Here is a 24,314-nt window from a genome sequence, read left to right on the forward strand (position 1 = left end):
GCAAGCTTCAAGTTAAGAGCGATGGGGGGCTGTGGCTTGCAGCTTGCAACTTGCAGCTTGCATCTACGGTCCCACACACCTTCACCACCTGTTCGCGAAACCAGGTATTGGCGCTGTCCTGCTCACTGGTTTCGTTCCACTGCATCTCCAGCGTGAACCCCGGTAGCCCGTTGGGCGCTTCGCAGTGGCCGAACACCGTCGTCGGCGCCAACAGCTTTTGCACGCGGCGGGGCAGGGTGACGATAAAGTCGGTGCCGGTGATCATCTTCAACGCCGCGCTGTAACTGTTGGCCCTGGCGATCACCTGGCGCTTGTGGGCATGGCGCGCCAGCCAGCCATCGATCATGTTGGTGTCCGAGGTCCACGGCGTGGGGAAGACGTGACGCCGTTCGACGAAGGATTGCAGGCTGAACGCCGGCTCCCGGGGCGCCGAGCGTTTGTCGAAGACGCACACCAGGTCGTCCTCCAGCAGCATCTGGGTCTTGAGGTCTTTGTGAGCGCGATGAAAGTGCGGGCCGAAACAGATCACCAGGTCCAGGCGACCTTCGCGCAGATCGTCGACGGGGATGTCGGTTTCCAGCTTGTGCACATTGACGATCACCGGCAGGTCGGCGCGGTCGAAGTGCTTCAACAGGCGCGGCAGGACCAGCTGTTCGAAGTATTCCGGGGCGCACACATTGAAGGTCACCGCCTTCTGGGTCGGGTCGAACGCCTGGCTGCCGGCGTGGCACAGGTTGATGCTTTCGAGGATCTTCTGCACGTGGCCATACATGCTGGTGGCCTTGTACGTCGGGCGCATGCCGGCTCGCGTGTTGATGAACAGCTCGTCTTCAAAGCTGGTACGCAGCTTCTTCAGGCTGTAGCTCACGGTGGACTGGCTGACGAACAGCGTCTCTGACACCTCGGTCACGCTGCTCTGGTCATAGACGGCGATGAACACCATCAAGTCCTGCATATCGAGCTTTCTGAGCGAGTTACTGTTTAGCATCCATTCCATCCGTCAATCCGATGTACCGAACGCGGTACAAGCGCAAAAAGCTTAACGGAACGGACGTGCCAATAGAAAGCTCTGTAGGTCGTTTCTATGTTTGGTGTGGGACAAATACTGTTCGCAACACGACGTCAGTGGATGTGTTGCGCATAGTGCTTGGGATTGAAGCGCGTGACGATCAGCAACATCAGCACCACCACCGCCGTCAGCGACCACCAGGCCCACTCGAAGCTGCCCAACTGGTCGCGGATCATCCCGGCGATCAACGGCGACACGCCGGCGATCAGGTAGCCGATGCCTTGCACGAACGCGGTGAGGCCACCGGCGCGGCGCGGGTTGTCCAGGTGGTCGAGGGACAGGATCAGGCTCATCGGAAACAGCCCGCCGATGCCCAGGCCGAGCAGGCACGGCCACACCAGGCTCAGGTGTTGCGGGCTGAGGATCAGGCCGCAGAAACCGGCGATGATCAGCACCAGCAACACCGCGACTACACCGCGTTTATCCTGGCGTCGGTTGGCGATAGCTGGGGTGACCAGGCCGGACACGACTTCCATGGCCGTCAGGAAACCGAGCAGTAAACCGGCGCTTTGTTCGCTCCAGCCCTGCTCGACGTAGTACGGCGCCAGCCACGCCAGCACGCAGGTGTAGGACGCGGTCCCAAGGCCGAAAAAGATCGCCAGCAACCAGGCGCGGCGGTTGCCGAAAAAAGATTCCTGTGGGCCTGCGCTGGCTTGGGGCAATGGTGGCAATGTCGACCGCTGGGCGTACCAGAACACCAGCGCCAACAGCGCCAGCACGGCCCAGACCGCCAGGCCGATGCGCCAACTGCCGGTCTGCACCTGCACGAAGGGCGCGAATGAAGCGGCCAACGCCGCCCCGCCCATGATCGCGGTGACGTACAGGCCCATGAACAGCGACACGTTGGCGCTGAAGCGTGACTTGATCAGTGCCGGCATCAACGCCTGGATCAGCGCAATGCCGATACCCGCCGCGATGGCGCTGACGATCAACTCCAGCACCGAGTCGAGGAACAGCCGCGACAACGTCGCCAGGCCAATCACCCCCAGCGACAGCACAATGCTGCGGTGCTCGCCAAAGCGCTTGGCCAGGCCCATGCCAAAAAACATCGCCAGCCCCATGGCCATCACCGGCAGCATGGTCAGCAACGCCGCGCTGCTGAAACTCAACGGCACATCAGCGCGAATCGACGACAACAACGGCCCCACGGCCGCCATCGACGGGCGCAGGTTAAGGGCGACCAGCACCACGCTGATCATCAGCCACATACCGGTGGTGGGTTTTGCGTGAACGGTTTCCATGGGCGGGCCTTGAGTGAACAAGAGCGAATCAGGCCATGGGCAGGGCAGCTGGGCAAATGAGAAAGTCGTTGGGGCTATTGAAAAATTGCAGACACTGACACACCACAGATCAAAATGTGGGAGGGGGCTTGCCCCTCCCACATTTCTGGACCGCGTTGAGTCAGTAACCGACGGTAAAGCGCTGGCGCGAGTGCTTCGGCGTTTCCACTTCGTCGAGCATGGCGATAGCGTAGTCGGCAAAGCTGATCGAGCTGTTACCGTCACTGCTTACCAGCAAATCATCCTGGCCCAGGCGGAATTGACCGGTGCGCTGGGTGCCATCGAACAGGGCCGATGGCGACAGGAACGTCCAATTCAATTCTGTTTCCTGACGCAGGGTCTCCAGGAATGCCGCGCCTGCACTGGCCTCGGCCTTGTACTCGGCAGGGAACCCCTCGCTGTCGATCACCCGACCGCCGCCCGGCAGCAACAGCGAACCCGCACCGCCCACCACCAGCAAGCGGGGTACGCCGGCCTTTTTCACTGGACCGATCACCGCACTGGCAGGGAGGGTCGCGAAGTGCGCGGCACTGATCACCACGTCGCTGCCGCTGATCGCCTGTTGCAGGGCTTCGGCATCCAGCGCGTCCACCTGTTTGATGGTGACGCCCGGGCGCGCGGCCAGTGTGTCGGTATTGCGCGCGATGGCCACAACGCTGTGCCCGCGACGCAGTGCTTCTTCCAGCAATTGGCTACCGGCGCGGCCAGTGGCTCCAATGATTGCAATCTTGCTCATGACGTTCTCCAGTAGGGTTAAGGATGGAACGGATTCACCACTTCATTTCGCCCTTGGCGACTTTGGCGCTCAGCTCCAGCGAGCTTTCGTCAGCCAGGGTGGGGTAACGCTTTTTCATGGCCGCGATCAGGGCCGCGGAGTCCTTGGCCTTGGCGGTCTCGATGTCGAAGGCCTTGATGTAGTCGGCGGTGAATGTCACCGAAGCCAGCGACGCTGTGCCCAGGTAGTGACCGGGGATCACTGTGCGCGGCTTCAGGTCTTCAATGCGTTGCAAGGTGGCCAGCCAGTCTTTGTGGGACTGCGCGCTCTGAGTGTCGGCCATCCACACGTGAATGTTCTGGGCGACCACTACGCCACCGATCACAGCCTTGATCGACGGGATCCACACAAAGCCGCGATCCGGCTGCGGGCCGTCCAGGCCGATTACGTCCAGTTGCTGGCCTTCGAGGGTCAGGCTATGGCCTTGCAACACCTGCGGCACGATGGTTTTGGCCGGTTTGTCGGCGCCCATTTTCGGGCCCCAGAATGCAAGCTTGCCGGCCACGGTCGCGTTGATATGGTCGACCACCGGTTGCGGCGCCAGCACCTTGGCTTGCGGGAACGCGGCAGTGAGGGTGTCGAGGCCGAAGTAGTAATCCGGGTCGCCGTGGCTGATGTAGATGGTGGTCAGGTTCTTACCGCTGGCGCGGATCTTTTGCACCAACTGCTCGGCCTGGCCCTTGCCGAATTGCGCGTCTACCAGGATCGCGTCCTTGGCGCCGCTGACCAGCACCGAGCTGACCGGGAAGATTGCCGCCTCGCCTGGGTTGTACACATCGAGAGTCAGGTCGGCAGCGGCCGCATGGGCGGCGAAGGCCAGGGCGGCGGTGGCCAGGGTCAGGCGCTTGAAGGTTGAGAACATCGGGCAGCTCCAGCAGTCGATTCAAAGGATGCACAGAGCTTAGTTGCACTAAACAAGACTAAAAATGCGATGCTGTAACATAGTTTGTTTCTAAAATCGGTCAAATCATGGATCGTCTTCAAGCAATGCGCGTGTTTGTCACTGTGGTGGACCTGGGCAGCCAGTCGGCGGCGGCCGATCATTTGGACCTGTCGCGCCCGGTGGTGTCGCGCTATTTGGCCGAGTTGGAAGACTGGGTCGGCGCGCGCCTGTTGCACCGTACCACGCGCAAGCTCAGCCTCACGGCCGCCGGCAGCGAAACCCTGCCACGCTGCCGGCAACTGTTGGAATTGTGCGGCGATATGCAAGCCGCCGTCAGCGAACCGGATGACGCGCCCCGTGGCCTGTTGCGCTTGAGCGTCAGCACCTCGTTCGGCCAGGCGCAATTGGCCGAGGCCATTGCCGAATACGTCAAGCGCTACCCCTTGGTCACGGTCGACCTGCAAATGCTCGACCGCACCGTGAACCTGGTGGATGAGCGCATCGACCTGGCCATCCGCACCAGCAATGACCTCGACCCCAACCTGATCGCCCGGCGCCTGACCGTGTGTCGCTCGGTGGTGTGCGCCACCCCGGCGTATTTGCGGGAGCATCCTGCTCCGCAAAAAGTCGAAGACCTGGCCCGACACAACTGCCTGACCCACTCGTACTTCGGCAAAAGCCTGTGGCATTTCGAAGAGAACGGCGAGCACGTGTCGGTGCCGGTGCACGGCAATATCACCGCCAACGAGGCCAGCACCTTGCTCCGCGTGACGCTGGCCGGGGTGGGGGTGGCGATGCTGCCCAGTTACCAGGCCGGCGATCATATTCGGCGGGGCGAACTGGTGAGGCTGCTGCCCCAGGTCGAACCTCGGCAGATGAACATCTACGCGGTGTATGCCTCGCGCAAACACATGCCGTCGGCGCTGCGCAGCCTGCTGGATTACCTGGTGCAGCGGTTTCCGGAGGAACCGGCGTGGGACCTCGGTCTCTAGGGCGACATCACCTTGTTGAATGTCGCCCGATAATGGCAACTTGCCGTGGCTGGCCTATGCTTTAAACAGCACCGTGTGGATCCGTCCAGAGGTCTGTGCCATGAGTATAAAAACCAGAAAATACCTGAAGATTTTCACCCTCTGCGCCTTGGCCAGCGCGTTGTACGCAACGGCCGCCTACCGCGTTGAGCAGACCCGTATGCAGCCGACCTTCGCGATCAGCTGCCATCAGGACCAATGCGTTCCGCACAGCGGCAGTTTCAGCGCACTCAGGTAGGCGGTTGTTCAGCCTTGAGTTGTTCGCGAAACGCCTTGGGTGAGAACCCGACCCGTCGGCGAAACAGCCGAGAGAAGTTGGTCGGGTCGGAAAAACCCAACACCTGCGACATTTCATTGATGGTCATGCTGGTGTAGGTCAGCAAGCGCTTGGCTTCCAGCAATTGGCGGTCATGCATGATCTGCAACGCAGGCTGCCCGCCCAGTTCGCGACACGTCCCGTTCAGATGCGACACCGAGATGCCCAGCTTGTGAGCCAGGTCTTCGATCTTCGGGTGTTCGCGGTAATGTTGCTCGACCAATTGGGTGAACCGCCGGAAATACTCGCGTCCACGCGGCGCGCGTGGATGACGGTGCTTGATGGCCTGGCGGCTGACCCACACCACCAGCACGCTGACCAGGGCATGCATCATCATGTCCCGCGCCGGTTGTGTGTCGGCATATTCATCCTGCAAACGGGTAAACAGGCTGTTCAGGTAATCGCTGTCGTTGCCCGCAGGGTAAGTTCCCAGGGCCTGCAGACCGTCCACCGTTGCCCCCAATTGCGCCTGCAAATGGCTCACCAATGGCGCGGCCAGTGTCACCACAAAACCTTGCACATTTTCGGGGAAGCGAAACCCATGCACGCACAGCGGCGGCAATACCTGCAGGGTCGCCTCACTGAGCGTGGTGCGCTGGCCGTCGATTTCCAACTGCGCCTCGCCCTTGTGCACATACAGCAACTGGCACAGGTCCGCATGCCGGTGGGGCTGGATTTCCCACTGGTATTCCCGACTGCGCCGGGAAATGGTTTCGCAGTGCAACAAATCGGGGGTCGGCCATTCTTGGCTTTCCCCGTAAAGCTTGAAGACCGGAATCGCGGTTTTGGTCATGGTTTCAATCCGATACTCAGGATAGTTGTGCGGTAATCGCCCCAATTGGCAAAAAGCGCAGGCTTTGACGCAGTTTTCACCTTCTTATAGCGCTCACTCAAGTGAAAAATGTCAGCAACAAGATCAATGACAACTCTTTCACTCGATACGTTCGGTGGAACCTGCGGGCGATAAAAATAATGAAAACGCTGAAAACTCAAGTCGCCATCATTGGCGCCGGTCCCTCCGGACTGTTGCTCGGCCAGTTGCTGCACAATGCCGGCATCGAAACCCTCATCCTGGAGCGTCAGAGCGCCGATTACGTGCAGAGCCGTATCCGCGCCGGCGTGCTGGAACAAGGCATGGTCGATCTGCTGCGCGAGGCCGGCGTGAGCCAGCGCATGGACGCCGAAGGCCTGGTGCATGACGGTTTCGAGTTGGCGCTGAACGGCCGGCTGACCCATATCGATCTCAAGGCGCTGACCGGCGGCCAATCGGTGATGGTCTACGGCCAGACCGAAGTCACCCGCGACCTGATGGCCGCCCGCGCCGCCGCGGGTGCTGTCACGCTCTATGAAGCCAGCGATGTGCAGCCGCATGAACTCAAAAGTGATCGACCCTGGCTGACCTTCGAGCACCAGGGCCAGGCGTATCGCCTGGACTGCGACTACATCGCCGGTTGCGACGGTTTCCACGGCGTGGCGCGCCAGTCGATCCCGGCTGAATCATTGAAGGTCTTTGAGCGCGTCTACCCTTTCGGCTGGCTGGGCATTCTCGCCGACACGCCGCCGGTCCATGACGAACTGGTGTATGCCAAGCACCCGCGTGGCTTTGCGCTGTGCAGCATGCGGTCGCCGACCCGCAGCCGCTATTACCTGCAGGTGCCGGCCGAAGAGCCGCTGGACGAATGGTCGGACGCGCGCTTTTGGGCCGAACTGAAAACCCGTCTGCCGGGCGACCTGGCCGAGCAACTGGTCACCGGCCCGTCGATCGAAAAAAGCATCGCACCGCTGCGCAGTTTTGTGGTCGAGCCCATGCAGTACGGGCGCCTGTTCCTGCTCGGTGATGCCGCGCATATCGTGCCGCCCACTGGCGCCAAGGGCCTGAACCTGGCCGCCAGCGACGTGAGTACGTTGTTTCGGATTTTGCTCAAGGTGTACGGCGAAGGCCGGGTGGATTTGCTTGAGCGCTATTCCGCGATCTGCCTGCGCCGGGTGTGGAAGGCCGAGCGGTTTTCCTGGTGGATGACCTCGATGCTGCATCAATTTCCCGAGGCGGACGGCTTCAGCCAGCGCATCGCCGAGAGCGAGCTGGAGTACTTTATCCAGTCCGAGGCCGGGCGCAAAACCATCGCGGAAAATTACGTCGGACTTCCTTACGAAGCTATCGAATAGCCTGCTATCGTATCGAGCATTCCCGCAGGGCGCCTTTTCCCGCGGGCCTTGCTCGAAGGTTCTGCCGTGACTCAGCTCAATCAGCCCGCGCCACCGCTCCCCGCGGTGCGCAGTATCCTCGCCTCGTTGATGATGGCGATCTTTCTCGGCGCCCTGGACCAGACCATCGTCGCAGTGTCCATGCCTGCCATTTCCGCGCGTTTCCACGACGTCAACCTGCTGGCCTGGGTGATTTCCGGCTACATGGTGGCGATGACCGTGGCGGTGCCGATCTACGGCAAGCTCGGCGACCTGTACGGGCGCCGGCCGATGATGCTGATCGGCATGGGCCTGTTCACCGTGGCGTCGCTGTTGTGCGGCATGGCCCAAAGCATGGAGCAACTGGTATTGGCGCGGGTGCTGCAGGGCATCGGTGCCGGCGGGATGATCTCGGTCAGTCAGGCGATCATCGGCGACATCATCCCGCCCCGTGAACGTGGGCGTTACCAGGGGTATTTCAGCAGCATGTACGCGGTGGCCAGCGTGGCCGGGCCGGTGCTGGGCGGTTACATGACCGAGTACTTGTCGTGGCGCTGGGTATTCCTGATCAACCTGCCATTGGGCGCCGGCGCCTGGTACGTGGCCCATCGCACCCTGGTGGGGCTGCCGATGCCGCAGCGCAAGCCAGTCATCGATTACCTGGGCACGGTGCTGATGATCATCGGCCTGACCGCCTTGCTGCTGGGCATCACCGAAATCGGCCAGGGCCACCATTGGCGTGATCGCGAAGTGCTTTGGCTATTGGCCGGCGCGCTGGTGGCACTGACCCTGTTCGTGTGGCACGAGCGGCGTGCGCGTGAGCCCCTGTTGCCGATGCATTTGTTTGGCAACCGCAGCGCGGTGCTGTGCTGGTGCACGATTTTTTTCACCAGTTTCCAGGCGATTTCCCTGACCGTGTTAATGCCGTTGCGCTTTCAGACGGTAACCGGCGGCGGTGCCGACAGCGCGGCCTTGCACTTGATGCCCTTGGCGATGGGCCTGCCAATGGGCGCGTATACCGCCGGGCGCATGACCTCGGTGACCGGACGCTACAAGCCGATGATCCTCAGCGGCGCGCTGTTGAGCCCGCTGGCGATTGCGGGCATGGCCTTCAGCGCGCCCCAGGACATGCTGCTCACCGGCCTGTTCATGTTGCTGTGCGGGATCGCCGCCGGCATGCAGTTCCCCACTTCTCTGGTGGGGGCGCAAAACTCGGTGGAACAACGCGACATCGGCGTCGCCACCAGCACCACCAATTTGTTCCGCTCCCTGGGTGGCGCGGTGGGGGTGGCGTGCATGTCGGCGTTGCTGCTGGCGCTGTTGCAGGGTTCCAGCTTCGCCCACCTGGCCAGCGGTGCGCTGGTGGCCGAGGGCACTTCCGGCAACGTGCTGCTCGATGGTTTGAACGCCGCCCCAGGCGCGGCGCAGGATGCCCTGCGCGGGGAGCTGGCGGTGACGTTCGAGCATTTATTGTGGGTGAGCGTGGCGGTGTCTTTATTAGGGCTGGCAGCAGCCATCGCCATGCCGAATCGGGTACTGCGCGGTCGCGAAGACAAGGCCAAATAACCGACACGATGAAGATCAGAATGTGGGAGCAAGCCCCCTCCCACATTTTTTTACCGCATTTCAGCTTCAGGGGCTGTAGTAACCCACCGCCACCATGAAATGCCCGCTCTTGCGGATATACGCATGTTTGTTCTCGACCTTGTCGGTCACCGGGTTTTTCCAGCGATACTTGTATTCCCCCTGGTCCTGATCGGTCATCATCTTGAGGATCGGTTCACCCACCGGTTTGCCGTCCGGGTCCTTGATCTTGGCGAAGTCGGTGTTGATCAGCCGCAGGTTGGTGCCGTGGGCCACGTAGCGTCCGGTGTTCAGGTCCACCACAAACACATACAGGTCGTCCTGCAGGAAGCCGCCCTGCAAGGAGTTGATGGCCTTGAGCGTGCCGGCTTCATCCTTGACCAGCGCGTTCACCGCCTTGTTACGCAGGGCCCGCGCCTGTTCCGGGGTGGCCCGTGGCAGGTAGTAGCCCACCGCCAGGATGCGCTCGCCGACGCGCTGATAAAACACATGCTTGTGTTCGATCTTGCCATCGTTCCAGTTCTGCCAACGGTAGTCGGCCTGCTGGATGCCCTGGCCTTCCGGCACCTTGAGCGCGTCCTTGAAGGACTGGCGCAAGTCCGGCCCGAGTACTTCAGACACATCGCGACCGATCAACGCCGAAGAGGGCCCGCCGCTGGCCAGCAATACGCCTTGGGTATCGACCACGAACACATAGCGATCCTGGTCGATGAACTCGCCCTGGCGGCTGAACGCGGCAAACGCTTTGTCGCCATTGCTCTGGTAATAGGCCAGGGCTTTTTCCAGCAGGGCCTTGGCCGCCTGGGCGTCCTGATCCTGCGCAGGATTGGCGTGCACCTGGCTGAAACACAACAGCAGCAGCCAGGTCAGTTGACGCAGTCCCTTCATGTTCCGCCCCTCGTTCTTATTGGATGTGACCACAGCGTAGACGGCGTTGGCTCAAGGCGCCGCCAGCCACTGGCTGACGATTGCGTCATACGCGCCGGTGGCGACGCTCAGGTGCAGCCACTGGTCGACATAGCTCTTCCACGCCACATCGTCGCGGGGCAGCAAAAAGGCTTTTTCGCTGTACTGCATCTGCCGCTCCGGGTTGACCGCGCACAGGCCAGGCTTGAGCTTCTGCTGGTAACGCGCTTCGCTGGCGTCGGTGATCATCACATCCGCCTTGCCGGCGAGCAGTTCGTCGAAGATGGTCACGTTGTCGTGCAGGCGGATCTGCGCCTGGCCCAGGTGGGTGCGGGCAAACACTTCATTGGTGCCGCCCGCCGGTTCGATCACCCGCACCTGCGGCTGGTTGATCTGCTCGACGGTCTGGTAGCGCTGCACATCGGCGCAGCGCACCAACGGGATTTTGCCGTCCTCTCCGAGAGACTGGCTGAAGAACGCCTTTTTCTGACGTTCCAGCGACACCGAAATACCGCCCACGGCAATATCGCAGCGTTGGGCGAGAAAGTCCGGCATCAGGGTTTTCCAGGTGGTGGGTACCCAGGTGATTTTGGCGTTGAGGCTCTTGGCCAGGGACTCGGCCATGGCAATGTCGATGCCTTCGTAACTGCCGTCGGCGCGCAGCGAGGTGTAGGGCTTGTAGTCGCCGGTGGTGCATACGCTGAGGGTGCCGCGTTGCAACACCTCATCCAGGCGCGACGGGGCGGGGTCGGCCAGGGCGCTGGTGGCCAGGGTTGCCAATACACACAGGGCTAGCGGAGCTTTCATGCGGTCGAGTCCTTGGGGCCGGGGCGGGGTGGCAGCCATTATTTCGAGGGCGGTGCGGGGTGGCAAGGCGCACAGGAGGGTTAGTCGTTTTGCGCTGGTGTTTTCGACCTTTTTTTCACGTTGCACTGGTTAAGCTGCGAAACAAGGTCGTATACCACCGTTTAACCCCTATGAGCGCATGATGTCGTCACAACCTCCCTCATCCATAGAGATCGAATACGCCGAGCGCTGTGACCGTGAACACGCCCGGGTTTGCAGCGACACGCGCCCACCCGGGTTGCGGCGACGTTTGGCGTCGTGGCGCGACGAATGGCTGGTGCGTCAGGCGTTGAAGGTTGCCGGCGAGCCGGGGCTGATCCTCGACCTGGCCTGTGGCTCGGGCCGGTTCTGGCCGGTGTTGGCTGAACACATCAACCGGGTGATCCTGGCGTCGGACAATTCCCAGGACATGCTCGATCACGCCGTTACCCACCATCCGGCGACGTTGCTCAAGCGCGTCAAGACGTTTCAAGGGTCGGCGTTTTCCATCGGCTTGTCGGCCAATGCCGTGGACTGCATTTTCTGCCTGGAGTTGTTTCGTCACGTGCCCAGCAGCGATGGGCGGTTGGCGTTGCTGCGTGAGTTTCACCGGGTCAGCCGTGACACGGTGATTATCTCCGTCAACTCGCGCACGGCGGTGGAAGACGAGTTTCGCCAGGCAGGCTTCAAGGTCCTGAATCATCAGGAGTTCCTGCCGGGCTCGGGCCTGTGGCGGGTTTACGTTTTACGTAAGAGAGGATAACTCCCGCCTGTCGGACTATTCTTCAGCTCTTGCCTGACTTTTCATGGTTGCCTGTGCACTGCGGATGCTCGTTAGCCCCTTTCGCGATATATACTGCGCGCCATTCTTCAAGGGAGAGCCGTGTGGCCATCGATATTCACTGGATCTGCGACAACGATAGCCTCGGCCAGCACTGCGCCGAATGGCAGCAGTTGCCATTCGTCGCCCTCGACACCGAATTCATGCGGGTCGACACCTTTTACCCCATTGCCGGGTTGATCCAGATCGGCGATGGCGTACGCGCTTACCTGATCGACCCCCTGACCATCGACAACTGGCAACCCCTGGCCGCCTTGCTGGAAAACCCAAGCGTCATCAAGGTGGTGCACGCCTGCAGCGAAGACCTCGAAGTCTTGCTGCGCCTGACCGGCAGCCTGCCGGTGCCGTTGTTCGACACCCAATTGGCGGCGGCTTACCTGAACCTCGGGTTCTCCATGGGCTACTCGCGCCTGGTGCAGGCCGTGCTCGACATCGATTTACCCAAGGGCGAGACGCGTTCGGACTGGCTGCAGCGGCCACTCTCGGAGACACAGATCAGCTACGCCGCCGAAGACGCGGTGCACCTGGCCGAGGTCTATACCCGCCTGCGACCGAAGCTGTCCGATGACAAGTACGCCTGGGTGCTGGAGGACGGCGCCGAGCTGGTGGCCAACCTGCGCCGCGAAGTCGACCCGTACGAGGTGTACCGCGACGCCAAGCTGGCGTGGAAACTGTCCCGTGCCCAGCTCGCCGTGCTGCGTGAACTGTGCGCCTGGCGCGAGCAGCAGGCCCGCGCCCGTGACCTGCCGCGCAATCGCATCGTTCGCGAGCACTCGTTGTGGCCCCTGGCCAAAACCCAGCCGGATAACCTCGCCGCGCTGGGCAAGATCGAAGACATGCACCCGCGCACCGTGCGTCAGGATGGCCAGTTCCTGTTGGACCTGATCAAACGTGCCGGCAGCGTGTCCATGGATCAGTGGCCGCCCGCCGTGGCCGAACCGCTGCCGGTGGACGCCGCCGCGCTGATCAAGCAACTGCGCACCCTGGGCCAGACGTTCGCCGAGCGCCTGGACATGGCGCCGGAACTGATGCTGCGCAAGAAAACCCTCGAAGCCCTGGTTAAAAGTGGCTACCCCGATGGGCCTTACCAATTGCCAGACTCGCTGCGTGGCTGGCGCCGCGAGTTGATGGGCCAGGCGCTGCTCGACAGCCTGGCCACTGCCGGAGAACAGCCTTGAAGCGTATTTGCTCCATTTATCGCAGCTTGAAAAAAGACGGCATGTACCTCTACGTGCTCAAAAGCGATGCCCTGGAGCGCGTGCCGGAGCCCCTGATGGCCGCCTTCGGCAAGCCGCACCACGCGTTCGACATGGTGCTGACACCGGAGCGCAAGCTGTCGCGCGAGGACATCCTGGTGGTGCTGGAAAACCTCGACAAGCAGGGCTACCACCTGCAAATGCCGCCGGCCGAGGACGAGTACATCGAACACTTGCCCGAAGAGCTGCTGCGCCGCAACGACCCGATGTGATCAATCAGTGCCCGCGTCAGGGCACAGGCTTCATGGAATCGTATTAGCGGGCGGTGGCCGTAAGGATGTGTGTGGCCGTCTGCACTGTTTTTGAAAGGTTTGAACCATGCGTGTTCTGATTGCTGAGCAGGATCACCCGCTCTACGCCCAATTGCTTAACGAAGCGGCGCCGGACCTGGAGGTGCTCACCAGCGGCGACTCGGCCGAGTTGTCGCGCCTGGCCGCCGATTGCCCGGTGTGGCTCGGCCAGCCGGACCTGTTGGCGACGCTGTTGCGCCAGGGCCATCGCCCGCAATGGCTGCAATCGACCTGGGCGGGCATTACGCCGCTGCTGGCCGAAGGCTTGCCGCGCGACTATCGCCTGACCCGCGCGGTCGGCATCTATGGCCAGGTCATGGCCGAATTTGTCCTCACCTACATGCTGGGCCACGAACGTGAAGTGCTGGCGCGGCTGGTCAGCCAGGTCGAGCGCAAATGGGACAACCGCACCGGCCAGAGCCTGGCGGGGCGCAAGGTGTTGATCGTCGGCACGGGTGATATCGGCCAGAGCGTCGCCGAGTTCCTGGTGCCGTTTGGCGTCAAGCTGTATGGCATCGCCAGCATTGCCCGCGAGCAGGCGCCGTTTATCGAAGTGTCCGGTCTCGATCAATTGGGCCGCCTGGTGGGGGAGGTGGACTACGTGATCAACCTGCTGCCCAACACACCGAACACCCACGACCTGTATGACGCCGCGCTGTTCAGGCAATTCAAGCCGACGGGCTTGTTCATCAACGTTGGACGTGGGGTGGCGGTGGTCGACGCCGATTTGGTCGAGGCCTTGAAAGAAGGGCATCTGGCCGGCGCGGTGATCGATGTGTGCCGCCAGGAACCGCTGCCGCAGCGTCATCCATTCTGGACCGCCTGGGGCCTGCTGTTGACCGGGCACAGTTCGGCGCCGACGTCGCCGCCGATGATGGTGGCGTTGTTTTTACAGAACGTACGTGCCTACCGGACCAATGAAGCGTTGCGCGGGGAAGTGAATTTCGAGCGCGGTTACTGACCTGACGCGGAGAAAAATGTGGGAGGGGGCTTGCTCCCGATAGCGGTGGGTCAGTTGGAACATCTCTGACTGACCCACCGCTATCGGGGGCAAGACCCCTCCCACATTGGTACTGTGCGAGTCTTAAAGACTGAAGTCACCCTCGGACACCAGCTCGCTCAACGGCTTGCGCGGGCTCGGCACTTCACGGCCTTGCAGGTACTCCGGCAGGGTCGACTTGTCGCCCAGTTTGCCAATCGCCACGGCCGCGTGCAGGGCATAACCGTCTGGAATCTTCAGTTCCTTGCGTGTCAGTTCCTGATCGAAGCCGGCCATGCCGTGGGTGTGCCAGCCACTGAGGCTGGCCTGCAGCGCCAGGTGGCCCCAGGCCGAGCCGGTGTCGAAGGTGTGCCACAGCGCGGGGGTTTCTTCGGTGGCGCCGGGTGCGATGAAGTCGGTTTTCGAGGCGATGATCACCAGGGCCGACGCGTGCTGCGCCCAGCCGCGGTTGAATTCATTGAGCAGGCCCAGGAAACGCGCCCAGTCCGGCGTGTCGCGGCGCGCGTAGAGAAAACGCCACGGCTGCGAGTTGTACGCCGACGGCGCCCAGCGGGCGGCTTCGAAGAAACTCAGCAGGGTGTCCTTCGGGATACTCTCGCCGGTGAACGCGCGGGGCGACCAGCGGTCGGTAAATTGGCTGTGGATCGGGTGGTCGGCGACGCGTGGGTTAGTGCTCATGAACGGTTCCTGATGGTCAATTCTGCGCTCAAAGCTACTGCGCGCCCGCTAGACTGACAAGTCTTGTAACGCCGCCAGTCGCAAGCACTTGGTTCCAAGGGCCTGGGGCACTAGACTGGCGGCCTTTTCACCGACCGATACTGATGTAGAGCCATGGCCGCCAAAGTCGAACCTTTCTGGATACGCAAAACCCTTGAGCACCTCGATCAGGAGGAGTGGGAGTCATTGTGCGACGGTTGTGGCCTGTGCTGCCTGCAAAAGCTTGAGGATGAAGACGACAACAGCGTCTATTACACGCGGATCGCCTGCAAACTCCTCGACCTCAAAACCTGCCAGTGCACCGATTACCCCAACCGCCGCGCCTCGGTGCCCGACTGCATCCAGCTCACCCCAGGCCAGGCCGACCAGTTCAAGTGGCTGCCGCCCACCTGCGGCTACCGCCTGGTCAGCGAGCGCAAGGACTTGCCGTTGTGGCACCACCTGGTCTGCGGCGACCGCGACGCTGTGCACCATGAACGCATTTCCCAGTCCGGACGCATGCTCAGCGAAGGCAGCGTTCCCGAGGACGACTGGGAGGATTACCTGATCTTCCGCGCAGGCTGAACAAGGAGTGTGTATGAAGGGGGCAATCCAGCTGGCGGCAAGCCTGATGCTGCTGGCGCTGAGCGGCTCGGCGTGGTGCGCGAAGAAAGTCGACCTGGACTATCACGTCAAGTTGTTGCCCCAGAGTGACCAGGCCGAGGTACGCGTCAGCCTGTCCCAGGGTTCGGCGGTGCGCAGCCTGGACTTCGACCTCGGCAACAGCGGCGACTACAGCGACTTCAAGGCCGACGGACAGTGGAAGGTCGCCGGCAGCCGCGGGCGGTGGCAGCCCGGCGCCGAGAAGTCCAGCCTGACCTACCGAGTGCGCCTGACCCGTGCGCGCAAACCGGGTATTTATGACGCACGGATGACCCCGAGCTGGGCGTTGTTTCGTGGCGAAGACCTGGTGCCGCCCGCACGTCTGGACCAGCAGGACGGCGTCGAGCTGGTATCGCGCCTGATGTTCGAACTGCCGGCCGGCTGGAAAAGCATTGAAACCGCCTGGCCGCGCATCGGCAAAAACAAATTCCGCATCGATAACGTTTCCCGCCTGTTCGACCGCCCCACTGGTTGGATGCTCGCCGGTACCCTGGGCAGCCGCCGTGTGCGCCTGGGCGAAACCGACGTCACCGTGGCCTCGCCCAAGGGCCAGGCCATGCGCCGCATGGATGTGCTGACCTTGCTGACGTTCGTCTGGCCCCAGGTGGAAGCGGCGTTCCCGCGTCATCCGGCCAAGCTGTTGGTGGTGGGGGCCAGTGACCCGATGCGCCGTGGCGCGTTCGCGGCACATGACTCGATCTACCTCAACAGCCGCACGCCGCTGGTCAGCGAAAACGGCAGCAGCCCGTTGATGCGTGAAGTGGTGCAGGCCATCGGCCGTTTCAACGACCACGACCGCAGCGATTGGATTAGCGAGGGCTTGGCGGAGTATTACGCCATCGACCTGGTGCGGCGTGCCGGGGGGATCACCGATGAGCGGTATCAAGCGATACAGGCGCGTTTGACCAAGGAAGGCAAGGACGTCACCACGCTACGCGGTGAACACGTCAACGGCGCGACGGTGTCCCGGGCGGTGCTGGTGATGCAGGAGCTGGACCGCGAGATTCGGGTTAAAACCCATAACAAGCGTTCGCTGGATGATTTGACGCAGGCGGTGATGCGCGTCGAGACCGTCAATACCCAAGACTTCGTTAAATTGGCCGAGAGCATCCTTGGCGAATCGTCTGTGGTGCTGGATTCCAAACTCCTACGCTGATTCCTAGCCCTGCACAAAACGAAATGTGGGAGGGAGCAAGTCGAATCGTCGCCGCACTGCCCCTCCCACATTTTGATCTCCAATAGTTTGGAGACTGAGGTCAGTTGGGGCTCTTCACCGCTTTCTCAGCCGCCACTTCCGCCTTGGTTTTCAAGTTCCTCAGCTCTTCACCTGCGCGTTCAATTTTCGTGCGCACGCTGTTCATTTCCTGGCGACCCTGCTCCAGCTTGGCCTTGAGCGAGCTGTGCCCGGTAAAACCGCGGGCCAGTGCCACGCCGCCAATCGCTACCTGGATCAAGCCGAAAATCCCGCCACGGCGCAGGCCTTTGCCCACCATCATCACGCCACCGGCGACCGAGCCGATGCGCTCCCAGCCGTGCACGTTTTGCGTGGGTTGGGTCTGGAAGGGCGTGTGTTCGATGACGGGGCGCAAGGTTGTGCTGTCGCTCATGATCGTTCTCCAACAGGGCTAGTGATAGGTAGATGACTGCTCGCAGGTGTCGGATGTTCCAAGAAAATCAGTATTTGGGGCCCGAACGGGTGTTGTTGCCTTTGGCCATCCGGTCATAGAGCACCACGTTGACGGTGGCGGCGAGGTTCATGCAACCGGTGGTCGGGATGTAGACCACGTCTTCACACCAGTCGCGAATCTCTTTGTCCAGCGAGCCGTCTTCGGGGCCGAAGATGTACAGCGCACGGTCGGGGTGGGTGTATTCGGGCAGCGGGCGGGCGCCTTCCACCAGTTCCACCGCGACCGGAATGCAGCCCAGGGGCAGGATTTTTTTCAGGTCGTCGATGCCGATCAGCGGGATGTCGTGGTGGACTTTCTTGGTGTCGGTGACGAAGTCCCGGGCGCGCTCGTAACGCACGCCGGTGTAGAACACCGAGGCCACGCCATAGCAACCGGCGGCGCGCATCACCGAACCGACGTTTTCGGGGGATTTGGGGTTATACAGGCCGATGCAGCTGTAGCGTTTATTGCCCACGGGTGTGCCTTTAAAAAGGCGGCATTATAGCGGCAAGCTACAAGCTGCAAGTTAAAAGCAGAGTGGCTTTTTCTTGCAGCTTTCAACTTGCAGCTCTCAGCTGTCTTTTTTCATCAACCCCGCCAACGCCGCAAACGGGTTGTGCGTGGCCTTGGCAATCGTCGGACTGCTGGTGGAACCCTCGCCAAAATACTGTTGGTCGGTGTAGCGCGAGTGTTCATTGTCGTGGCAATACAGGCACAGCAACTCCCAGTTGGAGCCGTCCTGGGGATTGTCATCATGATTGTGGTTGCGGTGGTGTACGGTGAGTTCGCTCAAGCGCTTGCCGGCGAATTCACGGGCGCAACGGCCGCACACGTGGGGGTACATCTTCAGGGCTTTGTCGCGGTAGCCCATTTCCCGGTCGCGCTGGGCATCGGCGAGGATGCGGTCCAGCTTGGCGGTGTGGGAGGGCGGGTTGGTCGAGCTCATCATGGCTCCTGTCTGGTGGGTCACGGATAACCTTGATTCTAGCCGTCGGCGCCCATTTGTAGTATCGGTTCATGCAATTCACCAGGATGAGAGACCTATGCGTTGGCACATATGGACAGTAGCACTGCTATTGGGCGCCCTGTCGGCCCAGGCCCAGGCGTTCTCGACGCCCAGGCCCGGCCAGGTGATCGAGGTCACCCTTGAGCAACTGCACCCGACCCAGGCCGTGGTCGGCTTCGACCAGATCGACTACAGCCTGGGGCTGTTCGCCGATAAACCCGCCAAGGCGTTTGATGAGTACTGCGAAACCAACGGCCAGGGCGAAGCCGACAAGGTGCCCAAGCACGCTGACTTGCATAAACCCGAAAGCTTCACCTGCAAAGACCCGGTGGGCACTCATCCCGAGGACATGAAAACCGTGGTGGTCGGCCCCGGCGACCAGTTGTACCTGACCGACGGTCATCACAGCTTCACCACCCTGTGGGAAACGCCCGGCGCCGGCCCTCGCTTGAAGATGTGGGTCAAGGTGACGGACGACTTCAGCAACAGCCCGGACCTCGCCACCTTCTGGCGGCGCATGGAGGCGGCCCGCAAGGTCTGGCTCAAGGACAACCAGGGCCACCCCCTGTCGCCCGCGCAACTGCCGGCCCATCTTGGGTTCAAGAGCCTGCAGGACGATACCTTTCGCAGCCTGGTGTATTTCACGCGCAAGGCCGCCTACGGCAAGCCGGAGGCGGGGGAGGTCGCCCCGGAATTCCTGGAGTTCTATTGGGGTAACTGGCTGCGCACGCAGATTGATCTGGGCCGGTACGACCTGAACAAAAAAGGCGGCTACAAGGATGCGATCGAAGCGGTTGCCAAGCGCATGGTCAGCCTGGCACCCGGCGCGCAGGTCGGCGACAGCGGTTTCACCGCGCAGCAACTGGGCGGCATGAGCAAGCTGGACCGCGAAGAGCTGGAAAAGACCTTCGATAAAAAAGTGCCGTATGTGATCGACTACCGCAAATCCCACAACTGACGGGGCCAAAAATGTGGGAGGGGCGGTGCGACGATTCGACTTGCTTCCTCTCACATTGATCTTCAGTACTTGGTTAAAAGTGCTCAGGCCTTGAGCTTCTCCGCAATCCAGATAGTGTGCCGGGTGCCCTTGTTGCCATGGGCAAACACCTGCACTTCCTCGGCCTTGAAACCGGCCTTGCGCAGTTTGTCGCTGAACAGTTTGTCGGCGCTGGCCGACCACACGGCCAGCACGCCCTTGGGCCGCAAGGCCTTGGCGCAGGCGGCCAGGCCACCGGCGGAATAGAGCCAACTGTTGGCTTTTTGCGTGAGACCTTCGGGGCCGTTGTCGACGTCGAGCATGATCGCGTCAAAGCCCTGGGGCTCGGCTTGCAGCACCTTGGCCACGTCTTCCAGGCGGATCACCGTGCGCGGGTCGAGCAACGGGCGCCCGGACTTTTCGCCCAGCGGCCCACGGTTCCATTCCACGACGCCGGGCACCAGTTCCGCCACCACCACTTCGGCGGTCTTGCCCAGATGCTTGAGCGCCGACGCCAGGGTAAAGCCCATGCCCAGGCCGCCGATCAGTACCCGTGAACCCGGGCGGCCAGCGACCTTGCGGCAGGGGATTTCGGCCAGCGCATCTTCGGAGCCGTGCATGCGCGTATTCATCAGCTGGCCGCCGTCACCGCCCTGGATCTTGATGACAAAATCTTCACCGTATTCGAACAGGCACAAGGCACCGCCGTTATCGGGGATCGGGGTGGTGTCGAGCAGAACGAAACGTTTCATGGAAATCTCATTGGGAAGGGCATTCTTGCGCGGTTGGGAGTAGCCTTACGACATTCCGGTCAGGCCATGGAGCCATCGATGAAGTGCAGCATTCTAACGGTCATTGTGTTGAGCGCGCTCGCCTGCGGTGCAGCGCAGGCTCAGGAGTTGCAAACCGTACCGGTCGCCCCCGCGCCAACCTCCGGCGCGCCGGGCACGCCAACGCCGACGCTGTACCCGCAAGTCACGCCGCCGGCATTGCCCAAGACCAACGGCTCGCCGCCCCTGGCGCCGATTGTGTTGCCGACGCCGCCAAAGGACCAGACGGTGCCCGGTCTGCAGCAGAACGACAGCAAGCCGAAGACCCCCGGCGGTTAAAACTGTTGATTGATTAATTGCCCATCCGCCATGCGCAAGCGTTTGGACAAGGCAATCGCAATGGCGCGGATGATCTTGGCGGCAATCCTCGGGGCTTCGTTGAGCATCTTTTCCAGGGAGTCCTTGCCCAGGTTCAACAGCACGCAGTCACTGGCCGCCACGCAACTGGCGGAGCGTCGCTCGCCGTCGAGTACCGCCATTTCACCGAAGGCCCGGCCACTGCGCAGGGTCGCGATGGTCAGACGTTGGCCTTCGTGGTTGGTTTTCTGCACCGCCACCTGGCCGCTGTGGATGATGCACATGAAGGTGCCGGCGTCGCCCTCGAGGAAGATGGCTTCATCACGGGCAATGGTGCTGATGTTGAAGTAGCCGGCGGCGATGTGAAAATCTTCCGGCAACAGCGGGTCGAACAGGCCGCAATCCATGAGCATGTCGCGGATTTCTGTTTGTAGAGAAGCGCTCATTAAAGTCGATAGTGCCATGGCTGCAATCTTGATCCATCAATCAGTCGGCGGTCCTGTGTTCAGACAGGACCGCTGGCCTAAGTTCCTTAAATCAACCCCAGCGCCTTGAACACAAATGCATATTCGAGCGCTACGTCACGTAATCCCTGGTAACGCCCGCTCATGCCGCCGTGGCCGGCACCGAGTTCGGTCTTGAGCAACAGCAGGTTGTCATCCGTCTTGGTGTCACGCAGCTTGGCCACCCATTTGGCCGCTTCCCAGTACTGCACGCGGCTGTCGTTGTAGCCGGCGATCACCAGCAGGTGCGGGTAGGCCTGGGCGCGGACGTTCTCGTACGGCGCGTAGGCCTTGATGCGCGCATACACTTCAGGCTCTTCGGGGTTGCCCCATTCGTCGTACTCGGTGATGGTCAGCGGCAGTTCCGGGTCGAGCATGGTGTTGAGCACATCGACAAACGGCACTTCGGCAATCGCCGCCTGGAACAATTCGGGGCGCTGGTTGAGCACCGCCCCGATCAACAGGCCGCCGGCGCTGCCGCCGCTGATCGCCAGTTGACTGGACGTGGTCAGGCCCTGGGCGATCAGGTGTTCGGCGCAGGCGATAAAGTCGCTGAAGGTGTTCTGCTTGTGCTCTTGCTTGCCGTTGCGGTACCAGGCTTCACCCAGCTCGCCGCCGCCGCGCACGTGGGCGATGGCAAACGCCACGCCACGTTCGAGCAGGCTCAGGCGCGCATGGGAAAACCATGGGTCGAGGCTCGAACCGTAGGCGCCATAGCCGTACAGGTACAACGGCGTGGCTTTGCCGAGTTGGTCGCGCTTGACCACCAGGCTGATCGGCACCTGGGTCCCGTCGGCGGAGGTGGCCCACAGGCGTTGGCTCACGTAGTCGTCGGCGTTGAACACGCCCAATACCGGAGTTTCCTTGAGCACTTGCTGCGCGCCGCTGGCCAGTTCCAGCTGACGCACCTGGGCCGGGCGATTGAGAGCCTCATACCGCAGGCGAATTTTGTCGCTGACGAATTCCAGGCTGTTCTGTACGTAGAGGCTGTAGGCGGCGTCGGGCAATTCCACGCGATACGCAGGCACGCCCTGCGGGTGCACTTCGATCACCGGCAGGCCACCGATGCGCAGGCTCAGGGTCATGGCGCCGGTATTGAGGCTCACGCCGTCGAGCATCACGTCATCGCTATGGGGGATCAGGTTTTGCCACTCATCCTCGGTAGGCACATCGCCAATGTCGGTTGCAACGAACAGCGCATAGTTGATGCCATCCCGGTTGCTGCGGATAAACCAGGTCCACGCGCCATTCAGTTGGCCGTGGTCAACGTCGTATTCATGGTCCTCGACCCGAGGCGCCAGGCAGGTGAAGGCCAGGTGCGGCTGGTCGGCGTCCAGCGCCCAGACTTCGCTGGTGGTCTTGCTGCCCAGGGCCAGCAGCAACTGGCGCTCGGAACTGGAACGGTAGCAGTGCAGGAAGAAACGTCCGTCAGGCTCGTGAAACACTTCCTGCGCCGCCGTGCCGTCCAGGCGATAGCGATACAGCTTGTGCGGGCGGTGGGTGTCATCCAGCTCGCCGAAAAACAGGGTCAGGCTGTCATTGGCCCAGGTCATGCTGCCGTCGCAGTCCTGGAACTCCAGTTCGCTGACCTTGCCATTGGTCAATTCCTTCACGAACAGGGTGTAGATCTCATCGCCGCTGGTGTCGAGGCTGTAGGCCAGGCGCTGGTGGTCGGGGCTGATGCTGAACGCGCCGAGGGAGAAGAAGCCACCGTTGGCCAGTTCGTTCGGATCCAGCAGCAGCTCTTCGCTGCTCTCGTCCACCTGGTTACTGTCATCGGCGGGGCGGTGGCAGCGGTAGTGGCGGGCGTACTCGTCGCCGGCGGTCGTGCGTGTGTAATACAGGTACGGGCCCCAGGGCGAGGGCAGCGACAGGTCGGTTTCGAGGATACGGCCCTTGATCTCTTCAAACAGGCTTTCACGCAATGCGCCCTGATCGGCGAGTTGGGCTTCCTGCCAGGCGTTTTCGGCCTTGAGGTAATCGAGTACTTCGCCGTTGTCACGCTCTTGCAGCCAGGCGTACGGGTCTTGGCCTGGGGCCTTGCGGGCGATTGGGGCGGTTGAGGTAGGCATGGAACACTCTCTGTCTGGCGGACGGTGGCAGGCATTGCAGCCGCGACACGCAAAAGCCGTTATCATAGCCGCCTCTTTGCCAGCCTTGCCATGGACACCATGACCGAGAACGACTATCTGACCGCTTGGGGCCTTTACGCCTTCGCCGCTTTGGGCTGCCTGTTGGTGTGGTGGCGCATGACCCGCTGGATCTGGCGCTGGCTGCGCGAGCCGTTGCAGTTGCTGATGGCGGTGCTGCTGTTCAGCCCGACCATCGTCGACCCGGTCAAGACCCAGTTCGCGCCGGCCGTGGCCATCACCGCCCTGGACCTGGTGCTCAAGGTCGGTAACAACGCCTGGCGGGCGATTTCCGACCTGTTCATGTACACGATGATCGCCTTTGGCGTGTACCTGGTAGTTGTGTTGATCCGCTGGCCCATCGAGCGCGCGGCCAATGCGCGCCGTGAGCGCAAGGCCGCCACGGATGCCGCGTTGGCCGCCGAGCCGCACGAGGATGACGACGAGCCATTCCGTCGTCCGGCGCCGGTGAGCGGTATGCGGGTCGAACCGCGCCTTTAACGTTGCAGCGAGAGCCCTGGCATGTGTGAATTATTGGGCATGAGTGCCAACGTCCCTACCGACATCGTGTTCAGCTTTACCGGGCTGATGCAGCGCGGTGGGCGCACCGGCCCGCACCGCGACGGGTGGGGCATTGCCTTCTATGAGGGCCGTGGCCTGCGTCTGTTCCAGGACCCGGCCGCCAGCAGTGAATCGGAAGTCGCCCTGCTGGTGCAGCGTTATCCGATCAAGAGTGAAGTGGTCATCGGCCATATCCGCCAGGCCAACGTGGGCAAGGTGAGCCTGGCCAACACCCATCCGTTCGTGCGTGAGCTGTGGGGGCGCAACTGGTGTTTTGCGCACAACGGCCAACTGGCGGACTTCAGCCCTCGCGCCACCTTCTATCGACCGGTGGGCGATACCGACAGCGAAGCGGCCTTCTGCGACTTGCTCAACCGTGTGCGCGAAGCCTTCCCCGAACCGGTGGACATCGAGCAAATGCTGCCGGACCTGATTGCTGCCTGCGCCGAATACCGCAGCAAAGGCGTGTTCAATTGCCTGCTCAGCGATGGCGACTGGCTGTTCTGCTACTGCTCGACCAAGTTGGCGCAGATCACGCGCCGTGCCCCGTTTGGCCCGGCGCGCTTGAAAGATGTCGACGTGATCGTCGATTTTCAAGCCGAAACCACCCCCAATGACGTCGTGACAGTGATCGCCACCGAGCCGTTGACCGACAACGAAAACTGGACCCGCTATGAACCGGGCCAATGGAGCCTGTGGCGACGCGGTGAATGCGTCAGCCAGGGCATTACCGAGTAAGGATATCG

28 protein-coding genes are annotated in these 24,314 nt (G+C 61.9%); 14 read left to right on the plus strand and 14 right to left on the minus strand.

Translation table 11 applies throughout. The features are described from left to right. Window positions 1-7: 7 nt before the first annotated feature. The 4 genes from PSH66_RS07830 to PSH66_RS07845 form a co-directional block, all read right to left on the minus strand. Complete coding sequence (locus PSH66_RS07830; RefSeq protein ID WP_003172504.1) at window positions 8-988, minus strand: LysR family transcriptional regulator; 981 nt, start codon at window positions 986-988, stop codon at window positions 8-10. A gap of 134 nt (window positions 989-1,122) precedes the next feature. Beyond that, window positions 1,123-2,310: a CynX/NimT family MFS transporter gene (locus tag PSH66_RS07835; RefSeq protein WP_042944331.1), complete on the minus strand. Its 1,188-nt coding sequence runs from the start codon at window positions 2,308-2,310 to the stop codon at window positions 1,123-1,125. A 160-nt stretch (window positions 2,311-2,470) separates the two neighbouring features. Then, window positions 2,471-3,085, minus strand: a complete 615-nt coding sequence (locus PSH66_RS07840) for an NAD(P)-dependent oxidoreductase (protein WP_141064508.1) — start codon at window positions 3,083-3,085, stop codon at window positions 2,471-2,473. A gap of 34 nt (window positions 3,086-3,119) precedes the next feature. Further along, window positions 3,120-3,986, minus strand: coding sequence for an MBL fold metallo-hydrolase (locus PSH66_RS07845; protein ID WP_305428667.1), 867 nt, complete (start codon window positions 3,984-3,986; stop codon window positions 3,120-3,122). Window positions 3,987-4,093: 107 nt separating this feature from the next. Here PSH66_RS07845 and PSH66_RS07850 point away from each other — a divergent pair, with 107 nt between their 5' ends. Together PSH66_RS07850 and PSH66_RS07855 are read left to right on the plus strand one after the other, a co-directional pair. Next, on the plus strand, window positions 4,094-4,999 hold the full coding sequence (locus PSH66_RS07850; protein ID WP_305428668.1) for a LysR family transcriptional regulator: 906 nt from the start codon (window positions 4,094-4,096) through the stop codon (window positions 4,997-4,999). 100 nt (window positions 5,000-5,099) lie between these two features. Next, a complete protein-coding gene (locus tag PSH66_RS07855) occupies window positions 5,100-5,276 on the plus strand; it encodes a hypothetical protein (RefSeq protein WP_003172511.1) in 177 nt (58 codons plus the stop codon). On the opposite strand, the gene PSH66_RS07860 is transcribed toward PSH66_RS07855, so the two are convergent. Continuing rightward, window positions 5,269-6,147 (minus strand): helix-turn-helix domain-containing protein, encoded by an 879-nt coding sequence (locus tag PSH66_RS07860; RefSeq protein ID WP_141064509.1) that lies wholly within the window; start codon window positions 6,145-6,147, stop codon window positions 5,269-5,271. The genes PSH66_RS07855 and PSH66_RS07860 overlap by 8 nt on opposite strands. A 188-nt stretch (window positions 6,148-6,335) precedes the next feature. On the opposite strand from PSH66_RS07860, the gene pobA reads away from it, so the two are divergent. Both pobA and PSH66_RS07870 read left to right on the plus strand, forming a co-directional pair. Next, window positions 6,336-7,520 carry a 4-hydroxybenzoate 3-monooxygenase gene (gene pobA, locus PSH66_RS07865; protein ID WP_176156610.1) on the plus strand — a complete coding sequence of 395 codons (1,185 nt, stop codon included), beginning with the start codon at window positions 6,336-6,338 and terminating at the stop codon, window positions 7,518-7,520. Window positions 7,521-7,586: 66 nt separating this feature from the next. Continuing rightward, window positions 7,587-9,104: an MDR family MFS transporter gene (locus PSH66_RS07870; RefSeq protein WP_305428669.1), complete on the plus strand. Its 1,518-nt coding sequence runs from the start codon at window positions 7,587-7,589 to the stop codon at window positions 9,102-9,104. 66 nt (window positions 9,105-9,170) lie between these two features. Here PSH66_RS07870 and PSH66_RS07875 read toward each other — a convergent pair whose 3' ends face one another. Both PSH66_RS07875 and PSH66_RS07880 read right to left on the minus strand, forming a co-directional pair. Continuing rightward, window positions 9,171-10,010 (minus strand): cache domain-containing protein, encoded by an 840-nt coding sequence (locus PSH66_RS07875; protein ID WP_305428670.1) that lies wholly within the window; start codon window positions 10,008-10,010, stop codon window positions 9,171-9,173. A gap of 51 nt (window positions 10,011-10,061) precedes the next feature. Then, on the minus strand, window positions 10,062-10,835 hold the full coding sequence (locus PSH66_RS07880) for a transporter substrate-binding domain-containing protein (protein ID WP_078823631.1): 774 nt from the start codon (window positions 10,833-10,835) through the stop codon (window positions 10,062-10,064). A 181-nt stretch (window positions 10,836-11,016) separates the two neighbouring features. Here PSH66_RS07880 and PSH66_RS07885 point away from each other — a divergent pair, with 181 nt between their 5' ends. The 4 genes from PSH66_RS07885 to PSH66_RS07900 all read left to right on the plus strand — a co-directional run bounded on the left by PSH66_RS07885 (window position 11,017) and on the right by PSH66_RS07900 (window position 14,201). Continuing rightward, a complete protein-coding gene (locus tag PSH66_RS07885) occupies window positions 11,017-11,616 on the plus strand; it encodes a class I SAM-dependent methyltransferase (RefSeq protein ID WP_003172519.1) in 600 nt (199 codons plus the stop codon). Window positions 11,617-11,738: 122 nt separating this feature from the next. Next, complete coding sequence (gene rnd, locus PSH66_RS07890; RefSeq protein WP_003172520.1) at window positions 11,739-12,872, plus strand: ribonuclease D; 1,134 nt, start codon at window positions 11,739-11,741, stop codon at window positions 12,870-12,872. After that, window positions 12,869-13,162, plus strand: coding sequence for a YcgL domain-containing protein (locus PSH66_RS07895; protein ID WP_003172521.1), 294 nt, complete (start codon window positions 12,869-12,871; stop codon window positions 13,160-13,162). The genes rnd and PSH66_RS07895 overlap by 4 nt, the downstream gene beginning before the upstream one ends. Window positions 13,163-13,268: 106 nt before the next feature. Further along, window positions 13,269-14,201, plus strand: coding sequence for a D-2-hydroxyacid dehydrogenase (locus PSH66_RS07900; protein WP_305428671.1), 933 nt, complete (start codon window positions 13,269-13,271; stop codon window positions 14,199-14,201). A gap of 123 nt (window positions 14,202-14,324) precedes the next feature. On the opposite strand, the gene PSH66_RS07905 is transcribed toward PSH66_RS07900, so the two are convergent. Then, window positions 14,325-14,918 carry a nitroreductase family protein gene (locus PSH66_RS07905; RefSeq protein ID WP_003172523.1) on the minus strand — a complete coding sequence of 198 codons (594 nt, stop codon included), beginning with the start codon at window positions 14,916-14,918 and terminating at the stop codon, window positions 14,325-14,327. A gap of 153 nt (window positions 14,919-15,071) precedes the next feature. Here PSH66_RS07905 and PSH66_RS07910 point away from each other — a divergent pair, with 153 nt between their 5' ends. Together PSH66_RS07910 and PSH66_RS07915 are read left to right on the plus strand one after the other, a co-directional pair. Beyond that, the gene (locus tag PSH66_RS07910; RefSeq protein ID WP_003172524.1) at window positions 15,072-15,521 is read left to right on the plus strand and encodes a YcgN family cysteine cluster protein; all 450 of its coding nucleotides are present in this window, start codon (window positions 15,072-15,074) and stop codon (window positions 15,519-15,521) included. A gap of 13 nt (window positions 15,522-15,534) precedes the next feature. Next, window positions 15,535-16,755, plus strand: coding sequence for a hypothetical protein (locus tag PSH66_RS07915; protein WP_305428672.1), 1,221 nt, complete (start codon window positions 15,535-15,537; stop codon window positions 16,753-16,755). A 100-nt stretch (window positions 16,756-16,855) separates the two neighbouring features. Here PSH66_RS07915 and PSH66_RS07920 read toward each other — a convergent pair whose 3' ends face one another. The 3 genes from PSH66_RS07920 to PSH66_RS07930 all read right to left on the minus strand — a co-directional run bounded on the left by PSH66_RS07920 (window position 16,856) and on the right by PSH66_RS07930 (window position 18,212). Next, a complete protein-coding gene (locus PSH66_RS07920) occupies window positions 16,856-17,206 on the minus strand; it encodes a DUF2892 domain-containing protein (RefSeq protein WP_003172526.1) in 351 nt (116 codons plus the stop codon). 67 nt (window positions 17,207-17,273) lie between these two features. After that, on the minus strand, window positions 17,274-17,741 hold the full coding sequence (locus PSH66_RS07925) for an RNA methyltransferase (RefSeq protein ID WP_003172527.1): 468 nt from the start codon (window positions 17,739-17,741) through the stop codon (window positions 17,274-17,276). A 96-nt stretch (window positions 17,742-17,837) separates the two neighbouring features. Then, the gene (locus tag PSH66_RS07930) at window positions 17,838-18,212 is read right to left on the minus strand and encodes a YajD family HNH nuclease (protein WP_003172528.1); all 375 of its coding nucleotides are present in this window, start codon (window positions 18,210-18,212) and stop codon (window positions 17,838-17,840) included. 97 nt (window positions 18,213-18,309) lie between these two features. Here PSH66_RS07930 and PSH66_RS07935 point away from each other — a divergent pair, with 97 nt between their 5' ends. Beyond that, window positions 18,310-19,230, plus strand: coding sequence for a ParB/Srx family N-terminal domain-containing protein (locus PSH66_RS07935; protein WP_305428673.1), 921 nt, complete (start codon window positions 18,310-18,312; stop codon window positions 19,228-19,230). 83 nt (window positions 19,231-19,313) lie between these two features. Here PSH66_RS07935 and PSH66_RS07940 read toward each other — a convergent pair whose 3' ends face one another. Continuing rightward, entirely contained in the window at window positions 19,314-20,000 is a 687-nt protein-coding gene (locus PSH66_RS07940) for a spermidine synthase (protein WP_003172530.1), read from the minus strand. Between the two features lie 78 nt (window positions 20,001-20,078). Here PSH66_RS07940 and PSH66_RS07945 point away from each other — a divergent pair, with 78 nt between their 5' ends. Beyond that, window positions 20,079-20,357 (plus strand): hypothetical protein, encoded by a 279-nt coding sequence (locus tag PSH66_RS07945; RefSeq protein WP_042944336.1) that lies wholly within the window; start codon window positions 20,079-20,081, stop codon window positions 20,355-20,357. On the opposite strand, the gene PSH66_RS07950 is transcribed toward PSH66_RS07945, so the two are convergent. Together PSH66_RS07950 and PSH66_RS07955 are read right to left on the minus strand one after the other, a co-directional pair. Next, window positions 20,354-20,839 (minus strand): cyclic nucleotide-binding domain-containing protein, encoded by a 486-nt coding sequence (locus PSH66_RS07950; protein ID WP_003172533.1) that lies wholly within the window; start codon window positions 20,837-20,839, stop codon window positions 20,354-20,356. The two genes, PSH66_RS07945 and PSH66_RS07950, sit on opposite strands and share 4 nt — an antisense overlap. A gap of 68 nt (window positions 20,840-20,907) precedes the next feature. Further along, window positions 20,908-22,950 carry a S9 family peptidase gene (locus PSH66_RS07955; protein ID WP_305428674.1) on the minus strand — a complete coding sequence of 681 codons (2,043 nt, stop codon included), beginning with the start codon at window positions 22,948-22,950 and terminating at the stop codon, window positions 20,908-20,910. Window positions 22,951-22,974: 24 nt separating this feature from the next. Between PSH66_RS07955 and PSH66_RS07960 the strand changes: the two genes are divergently transcribed. Together PSH66_RS07960 and PSH66_RS07965 are read left to right on the plus strand one after the other, a co-directional pair. After that, on the plus strand, window positions 22,975-23,508 hold the full coding sequence (locus PSH66_RS07960; protein WP_042944342.1) for a hypothetical protein: 534 nt from the start codon (window positions 22,975-22,977) through the stop codon (window positions 23,506-23,508). Window positions 23,509-23,529: 21 nt separating this feature from the next. After that, window positions 23,530-24,306, plus strand: coding sequence for a class II glutamine amidotransferase (locus PSH66_RS07965; RefSeq protein ID WP_003172536.1), 777 nt, complete (start codon window positions 23,530-23,532; stop codon window positions 24,304-24,306). Window positions 24,307-24,314: the final 8 nt, after the last annotated feature.

This window comes from Pseudomonas sp. FP597 (assembly GCF_030687435.1).
Lineage (GTDB): Bacteria > Pseudomonadota > Gammaproteobacteria > Pseudomonadales > Pseudomonadaceae > Aquipseudomonas > Aquipseudomonas lactucae.